This window comes from Rhodococcus sp. WMMA185, from assembly GCF_001767395.1.
GTDB lineage: Bacteria > Actinomycetota > Actinomycetes > Mycobacteriales > Mycobacteriaceae > Rhodococcus_F.
Map to the genome: position 1 here is coordinate 3,673,761 of NZ_CP017014.1, position 17,688 is coordinate 3,691,448.

The following is a 17,688-nucleotide window of genomic DNA, read 5'->3' on the forward strand; positions in this document are numbered from 1 at the left end:
CCAGCCGTGGCGCAAATGAACGACCGAACTTGTCTCCGGACGATTGCACGCGGCTATCAACCGTCGATCTTCTTGGCTCCGAGTACGTCCTCGAGCAACTCGTAAGCCACGTCTTCGGGATCGCGGCGGGTCGCGGGATCGCCAGGCTCCGCGGCCTCGGCGAACATCTCTTCTTCGTCTTCCGGGGTGGAGACCGGTGGCGTCACCGATGTCTCGTAGTCGGTCGGAGGCGGAACCGGCCCGGGATCATCCGGGTAGTCGGGCGCTTCCGGCGGCGGAATGTCGTCCGGTTCGGCCGCCGGACCCGACTGGGCCGCACGCTCAGCCGAATCAGCAGGCCTCGATTCAGGCTGCTGCGGTCTTTCCGTGGACTTCTCCCTGCTCGGCCGAGAAAACCGTGGAGCTCCGGTTAACTTCGCCGGCTTAGGGGCGACTTTCGCGACCGACGGAGGCGGTGCCGAGGCAGCACCTTCCTGATACTCGACTTCCCAACTGCCGCCGAACATCTCTACGAGCACGTCCGCGATCACTCCCGCGTTGTGCGGCGAGGCAATGCGCGCACCCAGATTGGGGACCGGGTGCGCCAGGATCAGACGGTTGCCCTGAACATCGTGCACCGTTGCCGCCGCCAACATCGCCGGCAGGATCTTGTTTCGCTGACTTACCTTCTCACGCAGCGTATTCCATGCCTCACGCAACGTGGTCATGTCGATGCCTGCCGGTGTTGCCGTCTCCTGTGACGGTTCAGGGGCGGACGGCGACTCCCGATCGGGAGTCGCTTCGGGTTCCGCGCCCGGGTGCGGCGTGGGCTCGGGCTCGGGAACAGGGCGCGGGTCCGGTACGGGCTCGGGCGTCGGCATGGGCTCAGGCGACGGTTCCGGCTCGGGAACAGGGGCAGGCTTCGGATCTGGAGCGGGCCGCGGCATGGGCTCGGGTTCGGGCTCGGGTGGTGGGGGAACGGTCTCCGCCGCCTGTCGCTTCGAGGGCCTCTGAAACCTCGTCTCCGGCTCTCGTTCCGCGGCCTGTGGCGTTTCAGCGGGCGCAGCCACCGACCGCTCCGCCACATCCACCGCGGGCGCTGCCCCTGCAGGCGGAAGCCCGCGCTCGACGCGTTCGAGCCGTTGCAACACTGCGGATTCGGCGTCGGAGGCTGAGGGCAGCAGCATCCGAGCGCACATCACTTCGAGCAACAACCGCGGGGCGGTGGCCCCACGCATTTCGCCCAGTCCGACATGAATCACCTCGGCGTACCTCGTGAGGGTGGCCGGGCCGATCCGCTGGGCTTGGGCGTTCATACCTTCGAGCACATCGCCCGGTCCGTCGACCAGGCCACGCTCGGCGGCGTCGGGTACCGCCTGCATCAGGATCAGGTCGCGCAGGCGCTCGAGAAGGTCGACCGCGAACCGGCGCGGATCGTGTCCGGCATCGACGACTCGGTCGACCGTTCCGAACAGTGCTGCCCCGTCCCCCTCCGCCAAGGCGTCGACGGCATCGTCGATCAGCGCGACATCTGTTACGCCGAGCAGTGCGAGTGCTCCCGGATAGGTAATGCCCTCGTCCCCAGCGCCTGCGAGAAGTTGGTCGAGGATACTCAGCGAATCGCGGGGTGAGCCGCCCCCCGCACGGATGACCAGCGGATACACCGGATCGGCGACGGGAACACCCTCCTGCTGGCAGATCTTCTCGAGCAGAATCCGCATCGTCGACGGTGCGAGTAGCCGGAACGGGTAGTGATGGGTGCGCGAACGGATGGTCGGCAGCACCTTGTCCGGTTCTGTGGTGGCGAAGATGAAGATGAGGTGCTCCGGCGGCTCCTCGACGATCTTGAGGAGTGCGTTGAAACCCGCCGTACTGACCATGTGCGCCTCATCCACGATGAACACGCGATACCGCGATTCGGCGGGCGCGTAGAAGGCGCGGTCACGCAGCTCACGGGTGTCCTCGACGCCGCCGTGGCTCGCCGCGTCGAGCTCGGTGACGTCGAGATTGCCGGCACCACCGGGACCTAGTGAGATACACGACGGGCACTGCCCACACGGCGTCGAGGTAGGACCCTGTTCGCAGTTCAGTGATCGCGCCAATATGCGGGCCGATGACGTCTTGCCGCATCCGCGCGGGCCCGAGAACAGGTACGCGTGGTTGATCCGACCGGCGTCGAGTGCTGTGCTCAGCGGTTCGGTGACGTGCTCCTGTCCCACTACTTCGGCGAAGGTTGCGGGTCGGTACTTCCGATACAGGGCCACGCGCGAATCCTACCGGCGGATCCCGACAGATTTGCCCAGTGGGCGAAACGTTCACCGAGCACACCCGGCCCAATCAGTAGGAGACCCTCCGTACACGACTAGGTCACGTAACACGTTCGCAACATATCGGCATCATTTCCGAAATGGCCCATGTTCATCGTGTTTCACCGCGCACGGGGCCTCATCCGTGGGTGTGAGGAGAATGTCGTGCCTGAGATCGATGCCGCCGCAACCGGCTGGTTGCTGATCAGTACCGCCCTGGTCCTGTTGATGACCCCGGGCCTCGCTCTGTTCTACGGCGGCATGGTCCGTTCGACCGGCGTGCTGAACATGATCATGATGAGTTTCGTCTCGATCGCGCTGGTCACAATTGCGTGGCTGGTGGTCGGATACTCCCTGATCTTCGGAGATGACATCGGCGGCGGCCTGATCGGCGGGATCGAACACCTGGGAATGGCCGGGATAGATCCCACAACCGCCTATGGGCAGGTCCCCGAGATACTGTTCGCCACCTTCCAACTCACGTTCGCGATCCTCACCGCCGCACTGATCAGCGGCGCTATCGCCGACCGCACCAAGTTCTCGGCCTGGATCGTTTTCGTTCCCATCTGGGCTCTCGCCGTGTACGCGCCTGTCGCACACTGGGTATGGAACCCGGACGGCTGGATCGCGCAGCTCGGTGCCCTCGACTACGCAGGCGGACTCGTTGTCGAAATCGTTTCCGGCGCATCCGGCTTGGCGTTGGCTCTGGTCGTGGGTCCTCGCCTCGGTTTCAAGTCCGACGCGATGCGACCGCACAATCTTCCGCTCGTACTCCTCGGTGTGGGTCTGCTGTGGTTCGGCTGGTTCGGGTTCAATGCGGGCTCGGCCCTCGCTGCCGACGGCACAGCGGCGGCGATCTTCCTGAACACCCTGGTCGCCGGCTGCACCGGTATGCTCGGCTGGCTCATCGTCGAACAGCTTCGGGACGGCCACCCCACCACCTTCGGTGCAGCGTCCGGTGTCGTCGCGGGCCTGGTGGCAATCACTCCGTCCTGTGGAACCGTCAATACGCTCGGCGCCATCGCCATCGGTACCATCGCCGGAATCGTCTGCTCGTTCGCCGTGGGCTGGAAGTTCCGCTTCGGCTACGACGACTCACTCGACGTCGTCGGCGTCCACCTGGTGGGCGGCATCGTCGGCACGATCCTCATCGGGCTCCTGGCCACCGAGATCATGACGGGTGGCCCGACCGGCCTGTTCTACGGCGGCGGATTCGCACAACTCGGAAAACAGGTGCTGGCCGTAATCGTCGTTGGGCTCTACGCTTTCGGCGTCACGTTCATACTCGGCAAGCTGATCGATCGGATCATGGGATTCCGGGTGAGCCGCGAAGACGAGACCTCGGGCGTCGACCTTGCTCTACACGCCGAATCCGCTTACGAGCACGGAGTACTCGGACACGGACCTTCGGGCGGCACGCACAGCAACACCGTCTTCCCGTGGATGCACGAGGAGCAGCGCCAGCGCACTCTCGACGCGGAACCGAAGCAGGCGTCGCCAGATCTGGGGTAGGGCTACTACATCTTCTGCGCCGCTGCAGACCTTTTCGCCTCGGACTTGGCAGACTCCTTTGCGGCTACCCCTTGACGCAATCGATGAAGATGAAGAACGGATACTCCAGGAGTTCCTGCCAATAGTCGATATTGCCCGCGCCGGCGCAAGGTTCCAGCTCTGGCGTGTGCACTGTCACATCACGAAATCCGGCCGCGGCGAGTTCTGAATCGTAGGTACCAGACGAGAACGAATAGTTGTCGGCCAGAAACGACGTGGCATCAAGATGCACTGTGGCCTGGATCTTGGCTCCGTCAACCATACGGTCCGCCAACGTGAACTCCACGCCGTATTTCCGATAGCTCGGCAACGGCCGGAACGAGTACAGGGCGGGATTCATCGTGACAGTAACGAAGCGACCGCCGGGATCGAGGCGACTCGCCACGCCGGAGCACATGCGCGCGAGGTCGACCCGATCACGCGCGTAGCAAAGCAGCCACGCGGACACGGCCAAGTCAAAATTCTGATTCGCCACTCCTAACCGGGCATCCTCCACCCGATACTCGATGCCCAGGGGCTCCCGTGCTTCCTGTTCTCGCGCCAACTCGACCATGCGATCGGAAATGTCGATACCGACCATCTTCGAAGCGCCGGCGCGTCGGAGGATTCGGGTGAAATGACCTTCACCGCAAGCGACATCCAACACGTTCTTGCCGCGGACATCGCCGATCAGCTTCAGAAACGAATATGTCTCGACCTGCGAGCGCCAGGATTGGGATTTCTTGGCTTCCTGGTAGTGCTCGGCGTACCGGCCTTCGCTGTAATCGGTTGCCACAGCGACCTCACATTTCCCTGTGGTGCTCCATCGGAGGCACACACGCCGATCGATGGGGCGCCCTTCTTGTCGATCATCAGGCTTCGTCGAGCAATACCGTAGACCCGATTGAGGGATCGACTATTCCGACCCTGAAGAACGGCGCTTGCGCCGACATATCGCTTGGTCATCCCCGATTTGTGTCTACGCGGCCAGAATCTGGGCAGGTACCGTAGGGGCAAGCGAATCCACGCTCGCCAGATAGGCCGGGAAAGCCTGGGTGAGGGTTACTACCCCAACCTTCTGCCTGACCTATCGGCCCTGGTAAGGACACGGAACGACATATGCCCCGATCTGAACGACTCGCATGGGCGCTGCTCGGGCTGACGGTGTGCCTGATGCTCGTCAGCGTCGTGCTCACACGCGGCTGGGAGCTCACATGGCCTGGCATCGTGGCCCCGTTCCTCGTCGCTCTCAATGCATCGCTCCTGCTCTGGAACCGCAGGCAGAGCGGCACAGAAAAACACACAGCGATGAGCAAAGTGGGGGCGCCGACGTTCCGGTCCCGCAGGGGTAACCGTAGACGGCACGGAGTTCACTCGGCGGTGCGGATTCTCGGTGACAGCGACGGCGCATGAGGTTAGCGAAGCCGGCGCCCGACGCCGGCCTAGTCCGCCCACGTTGCGATTGCTGCAGGAGACGGCTGGCCAGCACGGGTGTTAGCCTGTCCGGCTACCCATCGACAGGAGGGCCGACATGGCAGTGACCGCAAATGTGGCAAAGCAGAAGCTGGCGGAACTGATCCAGCAGGTCAACGACGATTGCCTGCCCATCGAGATCGTCACCGACGAAGGCAGCGCAGTGCTGATGCCCAAGGACTACTTCGATTCCCTCGAAGAGACCGCCTACCTGCTCCGGTCGCCAGCCAACGCCGAACGGCTGAGGCGAGCATATGAGGCATCGCTTCGAGGTGAATTCGTCGAACGGGAGTTGATAGAGGAATGACCGCTCGATTCCGCTCGAGAACTGACCTACTTCCCCTTGGCCGCCTTCGCCGCCGCCTTTACTGACTTCTTGAATTCGCGGACCTCATGCAGGCTCTTGTCGTCCACGACGTCCGCGATCGAACGGCGGCAACCATCTGTGCCGTAGTCCCCCGCCGCCTCGCGCCAGCCCTTCGGCTCGACACCGATCTGCTTGCCGAGCAGGGCGAGGAAGATCCGAGCCTTCTGGTCCCCGTACCCCGGTAGTGCCTTCAACCGCTTCAGGACTTCCTTGCCGTCAGGGTCTCCGCTCGTCCACAATGCTTCGGCATCGCCGTCGTAGTTCTCCACCAGGAACGCGCACAGCGACTGGATGCGTGCGGCCATTGATCCGGGGAAGCGATGGACGGCAGGGGTCTGCGAACAGACACCAGCGAACTCTTCCGGGTTCAACTCGGCGATGCGGTTCACGTCGAGACCACCGAGACGATCAGCCAGCTTCTTCGGCCCCGCGAAGGCGGTCTCCATCGGAACCTGCTGATCGAGCAACATTCCGATCAGCAGGGCCAACGGGTCACTGGCCAGCAGTGCGTCGGCCTCAGGATCACCCGTCAGATTCAGATTCGGCATCCGGTCAGTCTAAGACAAGCTCGAGTGCTGATAGGGGCGGTCTTGTCACTGCCGTCGCATCTCTTCTGCCGCCTCGGCTGTACGGGTTGCCGGGTCTTCGTCGCCGACGAGTTGTATCTCGAGTTTGTGGAGCTTTCCGGTGAAAGCGAACGGCGCTTGGTAGCGGGCAGAGACTGCTGACCCGTGGTCGTAGCCGATACTCGAACCGCTGGACGAGATCATCCGCATGAAGGCGGCCGTGTCGACCGAACCCGCGGCCTGCCCGTTCACCTCGACGCTGATCGAACCGGAGCGGCCAGAACCGCGCGTCACCCGCGCGACCAGTGTGGCATCCCCTGGCGGGATGGTGTTCTCGGACTCGATGATCGAATGATCGCCGAAGGCGTTGTAGTCCACCACAAGCCTGCCGGATTGGACGAACACCGAGATACCTGAGTTCTCGTCACCGGTGGCGAACAGCACGCCCTCTTGTTCCGCGGTGCGGGTGACATGGGCGGTGAGGTGAAAGCTGCGGCCGCTGACGGCCGCGCCCGACCCCATTTGGAGTGGCGTCATCGGTGGCCGGTATACGTAGCGTCGGTCGACCGGGTGCGGCGAATTGGGGCGGAAGCGGGGGCCGAACAGCTCGATGGTGCGGTCATCCAATGGAAGCGCACCGTTTCGTTCGGCCTCGCTCCACCAGAGCTTGATGAGCTCGTCGAGCCGTTCGGGTTGATCGCTTGCCAAATCGTTGCACTCGGACCAGTCCGTCGCCAGGTGGTACAGTTCCCATCTCTCCGTGTCGAAGTCGGCGCCGCGTATGTGTCGACAGACCGCTTTCCACTCACCGGCGACGATGGCGCGGCTGCCCATCTGCTCGAAGAACTGCACCGAGTTCGGTGTCGGGGCGGCAGGATCATCGATGACACTTGCAAACGAATGCCCCGTCACCGGGAGCTGCTCGATTCCCTGATAAGTCTGCGGTGGGGTGACACCGACGAGTTCGTAGATCGTCGGCGCAATATCGGATGCGTAGGCGAACTGGTCGCGTATCGATCCGCGTTGGTCGGCCGCGATCCGGCGGGGGTAGTGCATGATCAACGGAACGTGCACACCCCCCTCATGAGTGTTCTGCTTGTACCACTTGAACGGGGTGTTGCCGCACTGCGCCCAGCCCCACGGATAGTTGGTGTGGCTGTGTGGGCCCCCGATGTCGTCGAGGCGGCCGACGAGTTCGCTGGGCATGTCGAAGACGCCGTCGATGATGCTGTTGAAGAACCGCATCTCGTGCAGGACCCCGAAAGGGCCCCCTTCCTGCGAAGCGCCGTTGTCGGAGAGGACGAGCAGCAACGTGTTGTCCAACTGGTCCAGGTCGCGCAGGCCCTGTACGAGGCGGCCGATCTGGTCGTCGGTGTGATCGAGGAACGCAGCGAACGCCTCTTGAAGCCGGCTGGCAAGCTTGCGTTGATCCGGGCCGAGGTCATCCCACGGATCGACACCGGGATTTCTCGGGGCCAACTGCGTTCCTGGTGGAACCACGCCGGTTTCGAGCTGACGTTCAAACCACTTCTCCCGCCACACATCCCAACCGACGTCGTACTTGCCCCGGTACTTGGACAAGTAGCTCGCGGGCGCCTGGTGCGGGGAGTGAGTGGCGCCGAAGGGCAGATACAGAAAGAACGGGCGGTCGGGACGGACGCCTTTGGAATCCGTCACCATCCTGAGGGCCTGATCGACGAGGTCTTCGGAAAGGTGGTAGCCATCCTCGGGCCGTCCCGGCGGGTCGATCGGATGGTTGTCACACACCAGCTGCGGGTGGAACTGGTCGGTTTCGCCGTCCAGGAACCCATAGAAGCGGTCGAACCCGCGGGCGAGAGGCCAATGGTCGAACGGGCCCGCTGCCGAACACTGCTCCGACGGGGTGAGGTGCCACTTGCCCACGCAGAACGTCGCGTAACCCTCCTCTCGCAGAACTTCGGCGATCGTGGTGGCCGAGCTGGTGATGTGGCCCAGCTGGTGTGGGAACCCGGTCCGAAAGTTCGCCACGCTGCGCATGCCCACGGCGTGCTGGGAACGACCGGTCAGCAACGCCGCGCGCGTCGGCGAACACACAGGCGCCACGTGAAAGTTGGTAAACTGCAACCCATTTTCAGCCAATGCATCGACATTGGGTGTGTCGATGTCCGAGCCGTAACACCCGAACTGAGCGAAGCCGGTGTCATCGAGCAACACCACCACCACATTGGGGGCCTCAGGGCCGGGGTGTGGCGACTCGTCATACCACGGCTGGGACTCCGCGAGGGTCCGCCCTATCTTTCCCTCGAAGCGAGGTGCGCGCGTCATTTCGTGATGCCTCATTTCTGAATCGCGCGCCGTCGAGCCGATCCCGCTGGCTCGAGCTGCGCACAAGCGGCGTTTCGACGAAGATATTTAGATCGTATAACTATCGGAGTGGGTGTCAACCGTCTCGGATGCCCGCGGTATCGACGCCACTGCATCCACTACAAACGATCGAGTATCGGCACCGTGATGACGGCCTGGGTGTCGCCGAGCTGCTTGTCGCCATATATTGCTTGGAAGTATTCGCTTCGCGTGAGGTCGATGAAAAACTCGACGCCCGGGTAGTAGACGAGCGCGACCGCATCGAACTCGTAGTTGCGCTCAACTCGGACAGGTCGACCGACGTGCAGGGGGCCGTAACCACCCTCGGCCATGGCGCTGAACATCGCCGTCGTGTACCGACGATCGGCGCTCCGCTGCTCCCGGGTGCCCCTCTTGATGAGATTCACGATGACGATCGCGTGAGCCCCGAACTCCACCTCCTCACTGAGTCGCCGCGAGAGCTGTTCAACCTGCGGGGGCACATCCTGGCTCTGCGTCCGCCTGAAGGGAAAGTGCGAAGGCCGACGGCCAACGATCTGAGCAACTCGCATCGCGAGCAGTAGCTGGGGAATCATGGCATTCACGAATGGCGAACGCCGGAAGCCCTGAACGTAGACTTCCTCGAAGCGGGCGAGCGCAGCGCGCATAGCAGCCGACTCCGCGTGACGCTCGTAGGCCTCGCGCGAAGGGTATTGCAGCAATACGACAGCGCTCCAGTTCTTCTCTCCAATTTGCGCAGAGTGGAGCGCCGCGACCACGACCTTGCCGGCGTAGATCCACCCCGCCTGCGAGCCCTCCGTTGCGCGCCGAAGCGCGCGCACCTCCGACACGATGTCGGTGCCGGGCGATGCAGCGAGGAACGTCAACACATGAAAAGCGTGGCGCGAACGAGAGATCGGCTGGGCTTCGTGGACCACAGTGCGCCGGACGCGCAGGTATCGCCGGTGCTGCCACAGCGCAGAGGCAGCAGCCGCGCTGACGAGGGCGAGCAGTGATACACGACCGGCTGCAGACTTTATCGAGGTCCGCTCCGTCGGTGAGGACGATCCCTTATGGGCTGGGGTGATTGTCATGCGAGGCCAATCGTTGTTGTGCCGACGCCGCTTCCGTTTCAACGCTACTCTCGCCTGGCAGGGGCGTTCCAGACCAACTATTCCAAGTGTCACAAGGCATCCGTGCCGTCCACAACGAGGGGGTTCTTTGACCGAGAACACCGGATTCGACTTCGCCGCAGCCACAGGACTGGAGGTTCTCCGGCATCTCGAGTCGACGCAAAACGGGCAACCGAACATCGGGAAGCTGCTGGGTTTGTCGATCGACTCGCTCGACGAAGGCCGAGTGGTGATGTCGCTCGAGCCTCGAGCGCTGTTTGCGAATCAGCTGGGCACGATGCATGGAGGAATCTCGGCAACATTGCTGGACTCGGTGATGGGGTGCGCCGTCCATTCCTCTTTACCCCCGGCGACGTCGTACACGACGTTGGAACTGAAGGTCAACTACATTCGGCCGGTTCCGATTGCGGGCGGCAGACTGACCGGGATCGGGAACGTGGTACATCTCGGCCGGCGGTCCGCCACGGCCGAAGGGAAAATTACCAATGCAGACGGAAAGCTGGTGGCACACGCAACGACCACGTGCATGGTGTTCCCTTCGAGCGTGTAAGGCAGTTGTCCCCAACAGCACGGGCATGCGCGTGATGCGCCCAAGTTGATCTCATACCTTCACTTCGTCGACATCCCGTTCGCCCAATGCGGGGCGGGCCACGAGTTCCACTGCGAGCAGAGCGGCCACGGCAATGAGGACCGTCACCACCACGACCATGCCGGACGGGTATCTCCAGAACACGAGTGTCATCGCCGCAATCGCAATGATTGCCACTCGCAGAGGAATGCGGAACTGGGCAACCACGGACTCGACGGGGTAAGGGTCACGACCGTCTTTCGGCGTCCTCACCGCATCCACGGCCTTGCTGTACGCTCCGCGCACCGCGACCGCAGAATCCGATGAACCCGTTACATACCCGACTATCGCAATCACCACAGCCAGCGCGAACACCGCTCGTACCGTGGTTCTCAACGGTACAAGGAGGATGTCGATCAACTCCGCCGCCGCCTGTGGGGAGAGAACATCCGCGGGCACGGCGCCGAGGTACACCGACCGGCCGATCGCGATCGCGGCAGCCAGTAGCGCCATGGCAATGGCAAGGCTGACTCCGACCAGTACAACGGCCTTTCGGCGTCGGCCCTTGGGCGAAACCCACACGGCACCAACAGCCGCGAGCAGGGTCAACCATGGCAGCACACCCGCGGCCGTGTCCAACGCGGAGGTCACCCTCTGTGCCCTCACCAGTTCGGGAGACTCGAACAGCACGAACGACTTGTCGATCGCGGGGATATTGTCCGCGAAGGTGAAGCCTCGTTCGGTCAAAATCGTACGGGCCCGATCGATGATCGGAGCGAGCGAAATGCTGACGGTACCCTCGTCGCTGATCTCCAACGCGGCCCGTGTGTCGCCCGTCAGTACCGCAACCAGACTTTCATGTGCTGCGCGGTTGGCCTGGATCCAGAGAGCTTCGAACTCGTCGGAAGCCACAAACGATCCCACTGTGTTTCGCACGAAAGACCTAGCCTGATCGGCGATTACCGGCGCCAACCCGACCACCACATCCGGAACCCTCTCCGCGTTCTCGGTGATCGATACCAATGCCTCCGCGGTGACGTTTTCGACGTCCAAGCGAGTCATGAGCTCGTCGGTGACCTGGTCGGCGAGCTCGTCCTGCAGCACCTGATTCGAGCTCAGAGGCGCGACCGTCTGCACGTAGCGATCGGTATCGAGCACCTCGCCGCGCGTGAACTGTGCGAGAACGGCCGCAAATCCCAGCGCCGCAACCAGAACCAGAAGTAGCGCCGTTGCAGTCCAGCGGAGCGCCGGGTGACCGGGCAACCGCTCGCCACCGGATGGCGCCGGTTCCTTACCGGACTCGCTACGAAGCTCAGCGACTTCCCGTCGAAGGCGTTCGAGTTCAGCGCGCTCCGACTCATCAAGTGGTTCGTCAGCTCCGGCAGCCGTCATCGAATCGCCCCGATCAGGTAGCGACCCTTGCCGCCCCTAGGCGCGGCTCCGAGCTCGTTCGGAATCCCATGTGGACACTGCCCAAATGACAACCACATCAAGTGCGATGATCACCATCGACCACCACGGGTAGTAGGGCAACCACAGGAAATTGACGATGATCGACAACCCTGCGATGACGATCGCGGCAACCCTCGCCCAGGCTGCACCGGCGATCAAAGCCAAACCTGTCGCCGCGATCAGGACACCGATCACGAGATGCACCCAGCCCCACCCTGTGACGCTCCAGGTGTAGATGTAGTCGGAACCGACAACCACGATGTCGTCCCGCGCGATTGCCGCAATACCCTGCATCGCCTGAAGAACACCTACCGTTGCGAGAAGAACCCCCGCGGCAAGCGACGCCCCCTGGGCGAATCCCTGTTTGACGCTCGAATCCTCGGTCACGACAGTCCCCTCCCGATCACGGGTGACCGGCACAAACTTCTCCGGTTCGGCAGTCCGATGTCTCCAATATGACCCACGACTGGCAACTGTGGAACGAGTTTCGCGATATTTGGCGGTCACGAGTCGGCCAAAGTCGAACGATCCGGGCGCTTCACCAATACGCACGAGCAAACAACAGAGCCTCAGAGCGTGTTGGACTAGTCTTCAACAGGAGGAGGCGGCGTGAAGCGCAATATCGGTGGCGAGACCCAGCCCAACGTCGGCAGTGTCGCGCGTGACCATCTCGCCAACGAGAGGACATACCTCGCGTGGCTGCGGACCGGCATGAGCGTTGCCGCAATCGGTGTCGCGGTCGCGAAGTTCGCACCCGATCGTGGCGGAAACGCGGTGGCGTCAGGCCTGATCCTCATCGTTGCGGGACTGTTGGTGTCGGCCTATGGGACGTTCCGGTACCGGAACGTGGGCCGCCAAATCCAAGCCGGGGTCTTCGCGCCGGCCGCAATCGGTGCGATCGGGACCGCGGGTGTGGTGATCCTGCTTGCCACGATCGCCGTCCTGGTCCTGATCTGACGCTCGGACTTTCTAGCGAGCGACCTCGGCGAGACGAGACTCGGTGGCGGCGAGCAGCACACACGTCGCGACGCCGTTCATGGACTTGTCGAGTTCGTCGATGGACGGGAAACTCGGGGCAAGACGAATGTTCTTGTCCTCTGGATCGACACCGTATGGGAACGCCGACCCCGCGGCTGTCAGCGCGATTCCCGCATCCTTGGCGAGGGCGATCACACGCTTGGCGGTGCCCTCGACGACGTCCAGGCTCACGAAATAGCCGCCCTTCGGCTCGGTCCACGACGCCACCTTCGACGCCCCGAGCCGATCCTCGAGAATTTTCCGGACCAGAGCGAACTTCGGAGCCAGGATCTCGCGGTGCTTGGCCATGTGCGCTCGCACACCCTCGGCGTCCCGGAAGAAACGTAGATGCCGTAGCTGGTTCAGCTTGTCCGGTCCGATGGTCTTCTTGCCCAGATGTTTCTGGTACCACGCAAGGTTCTCGGTAGAGCCGCCGAAGAAGCTGACACCCGCGCCCGCGAGCGTGATCTTGGACGTGGACGCGTAGACCAGCGGGCGGTTCGGATGCCCAGCCTCCGCGGACATCCCGAGGATGTCCAGTGATGGTGCTGCCTCCCCGACCACGGGATGGACGGCGTAAGCGTTGTCCCAGAACAGTCGGAAATCGGGGGCTGCCGCCGGCATGGACGCCAAAGCCCGCGCCACTTCCTCCGAGTACACGACCCCGGTGGGGTTCGAGTAGTTCGGAACCGCCCACAGGCCCTTGATTTCCGGATCATCAGCGACGAGCTTCGCGATGACGGCCACGTCAGGCCCGTCCTGGCGCATCGGCACTGGAATCATCTCGATGCCGTAGGACTGTGTGATCGCGAAGTGGCGGTCGTATCCGGGCGTGGGGCAAAGGAACTTGACCTTGGCCTCTCGGGACCAGGGTCGTGGGGAGTCCGGGTTGCCGTGCAGCAGTGAGAACACCACCACGTCGTGCATGATCTCGAGGCTCGCATTGCCTCCTGCGAGGAGATTCTCGACGGGAATCCCGAGTAGCTCACCGAAGATCGCGCGCAGTTCGGGCAGACCGGCCAGGCCCCCGTAGTTGCGGCAGTCGGTTCCGTAACCGTCGCGGAAGTCGTCGCCGCCCGGAAGGCTCAGCAATTCGGCCGACAGATCCAACTGTTCGGGCGACGGCTTGCCGCGGGTGAGGTCGAGTGCGAGCTTCTCGGTCTTCAGTTGCTCGTAGTTGGCAGTCTGACGGGCGTGCTCGGCAACAAGTTCCTCATGGCTCATCAACCCGATCTGAGCTTGTTTGGGCATCAGGAGCGGCCTTTCACCGACATCGCCGGAGGAGAATGCGAAAGATAAGAGGACCCCGCGCACCCGGCAGAGCCCGTTGACCCTTGCTGCCTTCCGGCCCTGGGGGAGTTCACAGGATGCGCGCCGCGCGGGATCCACTTCAAATTGTAGACGCCATTGCTCTGTCAGTGAGATCCACCCCGGTTCCGGCCCGACGGTGCGCTGCTGACCACGGCCAGTGCTACCGTCGCCCGCATTTGACCACCTTCGGCATAAGAGGATCAGGGCGGAATCAGGATGTATTCGAACAAGGCAGCATTTACGGTGACCCTCGCCGCGGTCGTGACGACACTCTCGGCATGTGGCGGAGGCAGCGATGAAGCGGACGACTCCGCTGCAGTGCAGTGGGACGCAGCCGAGCCGTGCACGTTGGCCGACGCGGAGACGCTCGCCCCGCTGCTCACCGCCGGAGCCGGCGAAGGCACCACAGCCGAACACGAGGACCGCCGCGCCTGCGTCTGGGGGGTGGCCGAGGCGCTGAACACTGTGACGATCAGCACGACCGACGCACCGGATTCCGGCGACTCGTTGCGCACCTTCGATGTCGGCGGACTCGAGAGCCGAGTGCTCGCCGAGAGCAAGTACCACTGCGTACTCGAGACGACGACGGAGGCGGGCACATTGTCGATCGAGACGAAGTTCGGCCTCGATGCAATCACGAACCCGGACCGGTCGTGCGAACGTTCCGTTCCCCTCGCAGAGCATGTTCTGAACCAGTTGAACTGGACATAAACAGCCAGTTGCCGGGCCGTTTAACAGTCTGCCGCGTCGTTGGGTATGCTCCTGGACGGAGGATTCGCCTAGTGGCCTATGGCGCTCGCCTGGAACGCGGGTTGGGTTAACGCCCTCAGGGGTTCAAATCCCCTATCCTCCGCCACGAGGGAACCCCCTGTGAACTGGACTTGTTCAGATCGCAGGGGGTTCTTTTCTGTTCATGCAACACCGACTGCCGAGAAGACAGCCGAGACTGTCCAGCGCCGCCGGCAATCGTGAGATCGAGCGATGCTCGCCCCCACTCCAACCAGCCTGGACAAACGTCCACATTGTTCCGGTTTGTGCCGTACAGTCCTCACCCGAGCAAACGGTCCGTTCAGTTTTGAACGATCGCTGCCCTGCGCGTACCCGTTGAGATGTCGGCGCCTCCGTCGACTTCTCTCTGAACGAAGGAGTCGGAGCACGATGCCGCACACCGATGTTGCCCCTTCTGTCTGTAGCAGCGCCCCCGATACGGGGTCGCGCATCCGACGGCGCACCGCCGCGCTCGCCACAGCCTTGACGGCGGGCCTGATGCTGACGGCCGGACCGGCCGCGCACGCCGACACTGTCGCCGATCCCATCCGCGTCGGCGACGGGCCGCGCGGGGTGGCGATCACCCCCGATGGCGACTTCGCGTACGTCGCCAACATGCACGATGACACGGTGTCGGTAATCGATACCGCAGACAACATCGTCGTCCGCAACATCGACGTCGGTGAAGGTCCGTACGGTGTGGCGATAACCCCCGACGGCAAATTCGCCTACGTCGCCAACAAGGGAGACAGCACAGTGTCGGTGATCGACACCGCCACCAAGAACGTCTTGGGACCCCCGATCCACGTCGACGGCGGCCCGTGGGGCGTAGCGATCACCCCCGACGGCGACCACGTCTACGTCACCAACGACGAGGGCGGCACGGTGTCGGTGATCGACACCGAAACCAACCTCACCACCGGAGACCCCATAGAGGTCGGCGACGGTCCTTACGGGATTGCGATCACGCCCGACGGCAAGCTCGCGTATGTGGCCAGCGATGAAAGGGTGGCGGTGATCGACACCAAGGCCAATGCCGTCACCGACACGATCAACATCGGCGACGGGCCGGCCGCGGTAGCGATCACGCCCGACGGCGGCCGCGCCTACATCACCAATATCGAGTACGACACGGTTTCGGTGATCGACACCGCCACCAACCTCGTCACCGCATTCCCGATCAACGTCGGCGGGTATCCGGTCGGAGTGGCGTTCACCCCCGACGGCAGCCGCGCCTACGTCACCAACAACGCCTTCGACACGGTATGGGTGATCGACACCGCCACCAACCTCGTCACGGGAACCCCCATCAACGTCGGCTCGGGCCCAACCGGGATCGCAATCAACGACGAAGGCACCCGGGCGTACGTCACCAACCGCAACTCCGACTCGGTATCGGTAATCGAGATCGAGCCGACGCCATCGCCCTTCGGCAGCCTCGGGTCCTTGGGGTCGTCCTGACGACACTGTCGAGACGACGGGACTGATGGATACCGCCAGCCCGGGGCAGTTCCCCTGCCTTTCTCCGCACAGTGGCCCCCGATCGCCGGATCGGGGGCCACTGTCGTTCTCTTGGGGAAATCGCCCCGCTACTCGCCTTGGACCGTCGTGACCGGATTACCCGCTGAGTCCAGGGTCCACCACACATCCCCAACGGCCTGCCCGAATGCGTCGCCGGGCTCCGTATCGTCCATGTATCGGTAGACGGGACGCCCGTTGACCGTGAGCTGGTGCGTGCCGTCCGCCGCCGGGATGGTGTCGATGACGACGTCCCCGAGCCCTTCGACCGTGGGGTTCTCGGTGACGCTGGTGACCGGTATCCACGCCTCGAGGCAGGCGCCCTCGCACGAACTGGCGCCCGAACCCACTTCGTCCCTGTCATATACGTAGACAGTCATGCCGCCGTCTTCGACCATGACCTCCCCGAGCGTCGTCGCACCCATCATCAGAACGGGTTCACCGGCCTCGGCCGGCGGTGACGTGGGTGTGGGCGATACCGGGGCGTCTCCGCCGGTAGTCCCGGAATCGGTGGCGTCGAAGGCGCAACTCGAGAAGGTCAGGCTGGCGGCGGCGATCGCCGCCAGTACCCATGTTCGTCTCATGGCAAGTCCTCATTCTGTGCAATTGATTCTGTGCAACTGCGATGTAGCGAGCCCCTGCGTGTCAAGAAGAGCTGAGGGAACCTGCACGAACCCGCGCATACAGTTCACCCGAAGTTCGTCGTCGGCGCCAGCACTTCGAGTGATGTGTATGCGCGTCCAACCATGACGTAAGTAGTGTGCCAAGCATGCGTGAACGCCGATACTCGTCCACCAGCCCAGAACGCCTGGCCTCGGCACTGTTCGACGTCGCGGCCGAGTCCGGTCTAGAGGGCGCGAGCGTCCGCGAAATCGCCAAGAGAGCCGGTGTCTCTATCGGTGCGGTGCAGCATCACTTCTCGACCAAGGATGAGATGTTCGTGTTCGCCCTGCGCAACCTCGTCGACAAGCTGCTGATGCGACTGAAGGCCGTCGACCACAGCGGAGACCCCGCGCAGGCCCTGTTCTCGGCCATGTCCCAATTGCTTCCACTCGATGAGGCGAGGTCGCGGGAAGCACATGTCATGGCGGCGTTCGCGGTGCGGGCTGCCACATCGCCGTCGCTCGCCGAGGTGCGCCGTAAGACACTGTTCACCATTCGAACCGGCCTGTCTGCCGTGCTGATCAGGATCGGTATTCCGGAAGCGGAAACCCGTGCAGCACTTCTGCTCGCTACCGTCGACGGCCTCGCCCTCGACGCAATCGGCAGCCCCGCGCTGTACCCGTCCGAGTACCTCGAGCACGCGCTCGACATTCAAATAGCAATGATTCTGCAGGGCGCCGACCTCCTGTCGTCGGTCGAACTGGCCAGTTGACCG

Annotated in this window: 17 protein-coding genes, 1 tRNA gene and 1 other RNA gene; 9 read left to right on the forward strand and 10 right to left on the reverse strand. The window is 63.3% G+C overall.

Annotation, left to right across the window (positions count from 1 at the left end; translation table 11 throughout):
* Positions 1-56: 56 nt before the first annotated feature.
* Positions 57-2,243 (reverse strand): DNA polymerase III subunit gamma and tau, encoded by a 2,187-nt coding sequence (locus BFN03_RS16510; protein WP_070379918.1) that lies wholly within the window; start codon positions 2,241-2,243, stop codon positions 57-59.
* A gap of 207 nt (positions 2,244-2,450) precedes the next feature.
* Between BFN03_RS16510 and BFN03_RS16515 the strand changes: the two genes are divergently transcribed.
* Positions 2,451-3,797: an ammonium transporter gene (locus BFN03_RS16515; RefSeq protein ID WP_070381004.1), complete on the forward strand. Its 1,347-nt coding sequence runs from the start codon at positions 2,451-2,453 to the stop codon at positions 3,795-3,797.
* A gap of 64 nt (positions 3,798-3,861) precedes the next feature.
* Here BFN03_RS16515 and BFN03_RS16520 read toward each other — a convergent pair whose 3' ends face one another.
* Positions 3,862-4,611, reverse strand: coding sequence for a class I SAM-dependent methyltransferase (locus tag BFN03_RS16520; RefSeq protein ID WP_070379919.1), 750 nt, complete (start codon positions 4,609-4,611; stop codon positions 3,862-3,864).
* A 323-nt stretch (positions 4,612-4,934) separates the two neighbouring features.
* On the opposite strand from BFN03_RS16520, the gene BFN03_RS16525 reads away from it, so the two are divergent.
* Both BFN03_RS16525 and BFN03_RS16530 read left to right on the forward strand, forming a co-directional pair.
* The gene (locus BFN03_RS16525) at positions 4,935-5,228 is read left to right on the forward strand and encodes a hypothetical protein (RefSeq protein WP_070379920.1); all 294 of its coding nucleotides are present in this window, start codon (positions 4,935-4,937) and stop codon (positions 5,226-5,228) included.
* A 118-nt stretch (positions 5,229-5,346) separates the two neighbouring features.
* On the forward strand, positions 5,347-5,595 hold the full coding sequence (locus tag BFN03_RS16530) for a type II toxin-antitoxin system Phd/YefM family antitoxin (RefSeq protein WP_070379921.1): 249 nt from the start codon (positions 5,347-5,349) through the stop codon (positions 5,593-5,595).
* 26 nt (positions 5,596-5,621) lie between these two features.
* Here BFN03_RS16530 and BFN03_RS16535 read toward each other — a convergent pair whose 3' ends face one another.
* The 3 genes from BFN03_RS16535 to BFN03_RS16545 form a co-directional block, all read right to left on the reverse strand.
* Positions 5,622-6,203 carry an HhH-GPD-type base excision DNA repair protein gene (locus tag BFN03_RS16535; RefSeq protein WP_070379922.1) on the reverse strand — a complete coding sequence of 194 codons (582 nt, stop codon included), beginning with the start codon at positions 6,201-6,203 and terminating at the stop codon, positions 5,622-5,624.
* A 45-nt stretch (positions 6,204-6,248) separates the two neighbouring features.
* Positions 6,249-8,525: an arylsulfatase gene (locus BFN03_RS16540; protein WP_070379923.1), complete on the reverse strand. Its 2,277-nt coding sequence runs from the start codon at positions 8,523-8,525 to the stop codon at positions 6,249-6,251.
* A 158-nt stretch (positions 8,526-8,683) separates the two neighbouring features.
* On the reverse strand, positions 8,684-9,637 hold the full coding sequence (locus BFN03_RS16545) for a hypothetical protein (RefSeq protein ID WP_157109636.1): 954 nt from the start codon (positions 9,635-9,637) through the stop codon (positions 8,684-8,686).
* A gap of 127 nt (positions 9,638-9,764) precedes the next feature.
* Here BFN03_RS16545 and BFN03_RS16550 point away from each other — a divergent pair, with 127 nt between their 5' ends.
* Complete coding sequence (locus tag BFN03_RS16550; protein WP_070379925.1) at positions 9,765-10,226, forward strand: PaaI family thioesterase; 462 nt, start codon at positions 9,765-9,767, stop codon at positions 10,224-10,226.
* 51 nt (positions 10,227-10,277) lie between these two features.
* On the opposite strand, the gene BFN03_RS16555 is transcribed toward BFN03_RS16550, so the two are convergent.
* Together BFN03_RS16555 and BFN03_RS16560 are read right to left on the reverse strand one after the other, a co-directional pair.
* Positions 10,278-11,636 carry a hypothetical protein gene (locus tag BFN03_RS16555; RefSeq protein ID WP_070379926.1) on the reverse strand — a complete coding sequence of 453 codons (1,359 nt, stop codon included), beginning with the start codon at positions 11,634-11,636 and terminating at the stop codon, positions 10,278-10,280.
* 36 nt (positions 11,637-11,672) lie between these two features.
* Positions 11,673-12,083 (reverse strand): DUF7144 family membrane protein, encoded by a 411-nt coding sequence (locus tag BFN03_RS16560; RefSeq protein ID WP_070381005.1) that lies wholly within the window; start codon positions 12,081-12,083, stop codon positions 11,673-11,675.
* A 222-nt stretch (positions 12,084-12,305) separates the two neighbouring features.
* On the opposite strand from BFN03_RS16560, the gene BFN03_RS16565 reads away from it, so the two are divergent.
* On the forward strand, positions 12,306-12,653 hold the full coding sequence (locus BFN03_RS16565) for a YidH family protein (protein ID WP_070379927.1): 348 nt from the start codon (positions 12,306-12,308) through the stop codon (positions 12,651-12,653).
* Positions 12,654-12,665: 12 nt separating this feature from the next.
* On the opposite strand, the gene BFN03_RS16570 is transcribed toward BFN03_RS16565, so the two are convergent.
* Both BFN03_RS16570 and ffs read right to left on the reverse strand, forming a co-directional pair.
* Entirely contained in the window at positions 12,666-13,964 is a 1,299-nt protein-coding gene (locus BFN03_RS16570) for an aminotransferase class I/II-fold pyridoxal phosphate-dependent enzyme (RefSeq protein WP_070381006.1), read from the reverse strand.
* 44 nt (positions 13,965-14,008) lie between these two features.
* Positions 14,009-14,103: signal recognition particle sRNA small type (gene ffs / locus BFN03_RS16575), an RNA gene on the reverse strand.
* A 137-nt stretch (positions 14,104-14,240) separates the two neighbouring features.
* On the opposite strand from ffs, the gene BFN03_RS16580 reads away from it, so the two are divergent.
* The 3 genes from BFN03_RS16580 to BFN03_RS16590 all read left to right on the forward strand — a co-directional run bounded on the left by BFN03_RS16580 (position 14,241) and on the right by BFN03_RS16590 (position 16,253).
* Positions 14,241-14,735: a hypothetical protein gene (locus BFN03_RS16580; protein ID WP_070379928.1), complete on the forward strand. Its 495-nt coding sequence runs from the start codon at positions 14,241-14,243 to the stop codon at positions 14,733-14,735.
* A gap of 57 nt (positions 14,736-14,792) precedes the next feature.
* Positions 14,793-14,880, forward strand: a tRNA-Ser gene (locus BFN03_RS16585).
* Positions 14,881-15,182: 302 nt separating this feature from the next.
* Positions 15,183-16,253 carry a beta-propeller fold lactonase family protein gene (locus BFN03_RS16590; RefSeq protein WP_084385657.1) on the forward strand — a complete coding sequence of 357 codons (1,071 nt, stop codon included), beginning with the start codon at positions 15,183-15,185 and terminating at the stop codon, positions 16,251-16,253.
* A 128-nt stretch (positions 16,254-16,381) separates the two neighbouring features.
* On the opposite strand, the gene BFN03_RS16595 is transcribed toward BFN03_RS16590, so the two are convergent.
* A complete protein-coding gene (locus BFN03_RS16595; protein ID WP_070379929.1) occupies positions 16,382-16,894 on the reverse strand; it encodes a COG4315 family predicted lipoprotein in 513 nt (170 codons plus the stop codon).
* Between the two features lie 185 nt (positions 16,895-17,079).
* Here BFN03_RS16595 and BFN03_RS16600 point away from each other — a divergent pair, with 185 nt between their 5' ends.
* Positions 17,080-17,685, forward strand: a complete 606-nt coding sequence (locus BFN03_RS16600) for a TetR/AcrR family transcriptional regulator (RefSeq protein WP_070379930.1) — start codon at positions 17,080-17,082, stop codon at positions 17,683-17,685.
* The last annotated feature ends 3 nt before the right edge of the window (positions 17,686-17,688 follow it).

Bases quoted from the DNA above. Each gene is read 5' to 3' on its own strand.
- BFN03_RS16525 (WP_070379920.1), top strand. From the start codon at position 4,935: ATGCCCCGATCTGAACGACTCGCATGGGCGCTGCTCGGGCTGACGGTG.
- BFN03_RS16530 (WP_070379921.1), top strand. From the start codon at position 5,347: ATGGCAGTGACCGCAAATGTGGCAAAGCAGAAGCTGGCGGAACTGATC.
- BFN03_RS16535 (WP_070379922.1), bottom strand. From the start codon at position 6,203: ATGCCGAATCTGAATCTGACGGGTGATCCTGAGGCCGACGCACTGCTG.
- BFN03_RS16540 (WP_070379923.1), bottom strand. From the start codon at position 8,525: ATGACGCGCGCACCTCGCTTCGAGGGAAAGATAGGGCGGACCCTCGCG.
- BFN03_RS16545 (WP_157109636.1), bottom strand. From the start codon at position 9,637: ATGACAATCACCCCAGCCCATAAGGGATCGTCCTCACCGACGGAGCGG.
- BFN03_RS16555 (WP_070379926.1), bottom strand. From the start codon at position 11,636: ATGACGGCTGCCGGAGCTGACGAACCACTTGATGAGTCGGAGCGCGCT.
- BFN03_RS16570 (WP_070381006.1), bottom strand. From the start codon at position 13,964: ATGCCCAAACAAGCTCAGATCGGGTTGATGAGCCATGAGGAACTTGTT.
- BFN03_RS16580 (WP_070379928.1), top strand. From the start codon at position 14,241: ATGTATTCGAACAAGGCAGCATTTACGGTGACCCTCGCCGCGGTCGTG.
- BFN03_RS16590 (WP_084385657.1), top strand. From the start codon at position 15,183: ATGCCGCACACCGATGTTGCCCCTTCTGTCTGTAGCAGCGCCCCCGAT.
- BFN03_RS16595 (WP_070379929.1), bottom strand. From the start codon at position 16,894: ATGAGACGAACATGGGTACTGGCGGCGATCGCCGCCGCCAGCCTGACC.
- BFN03_RS16600 (WP_070379930.1), top strand. From the start codon at position 17,080: ATGCGTGAACGCCGATACTCGTCCACCAGCCCAGAACGCCTGGCCTCG.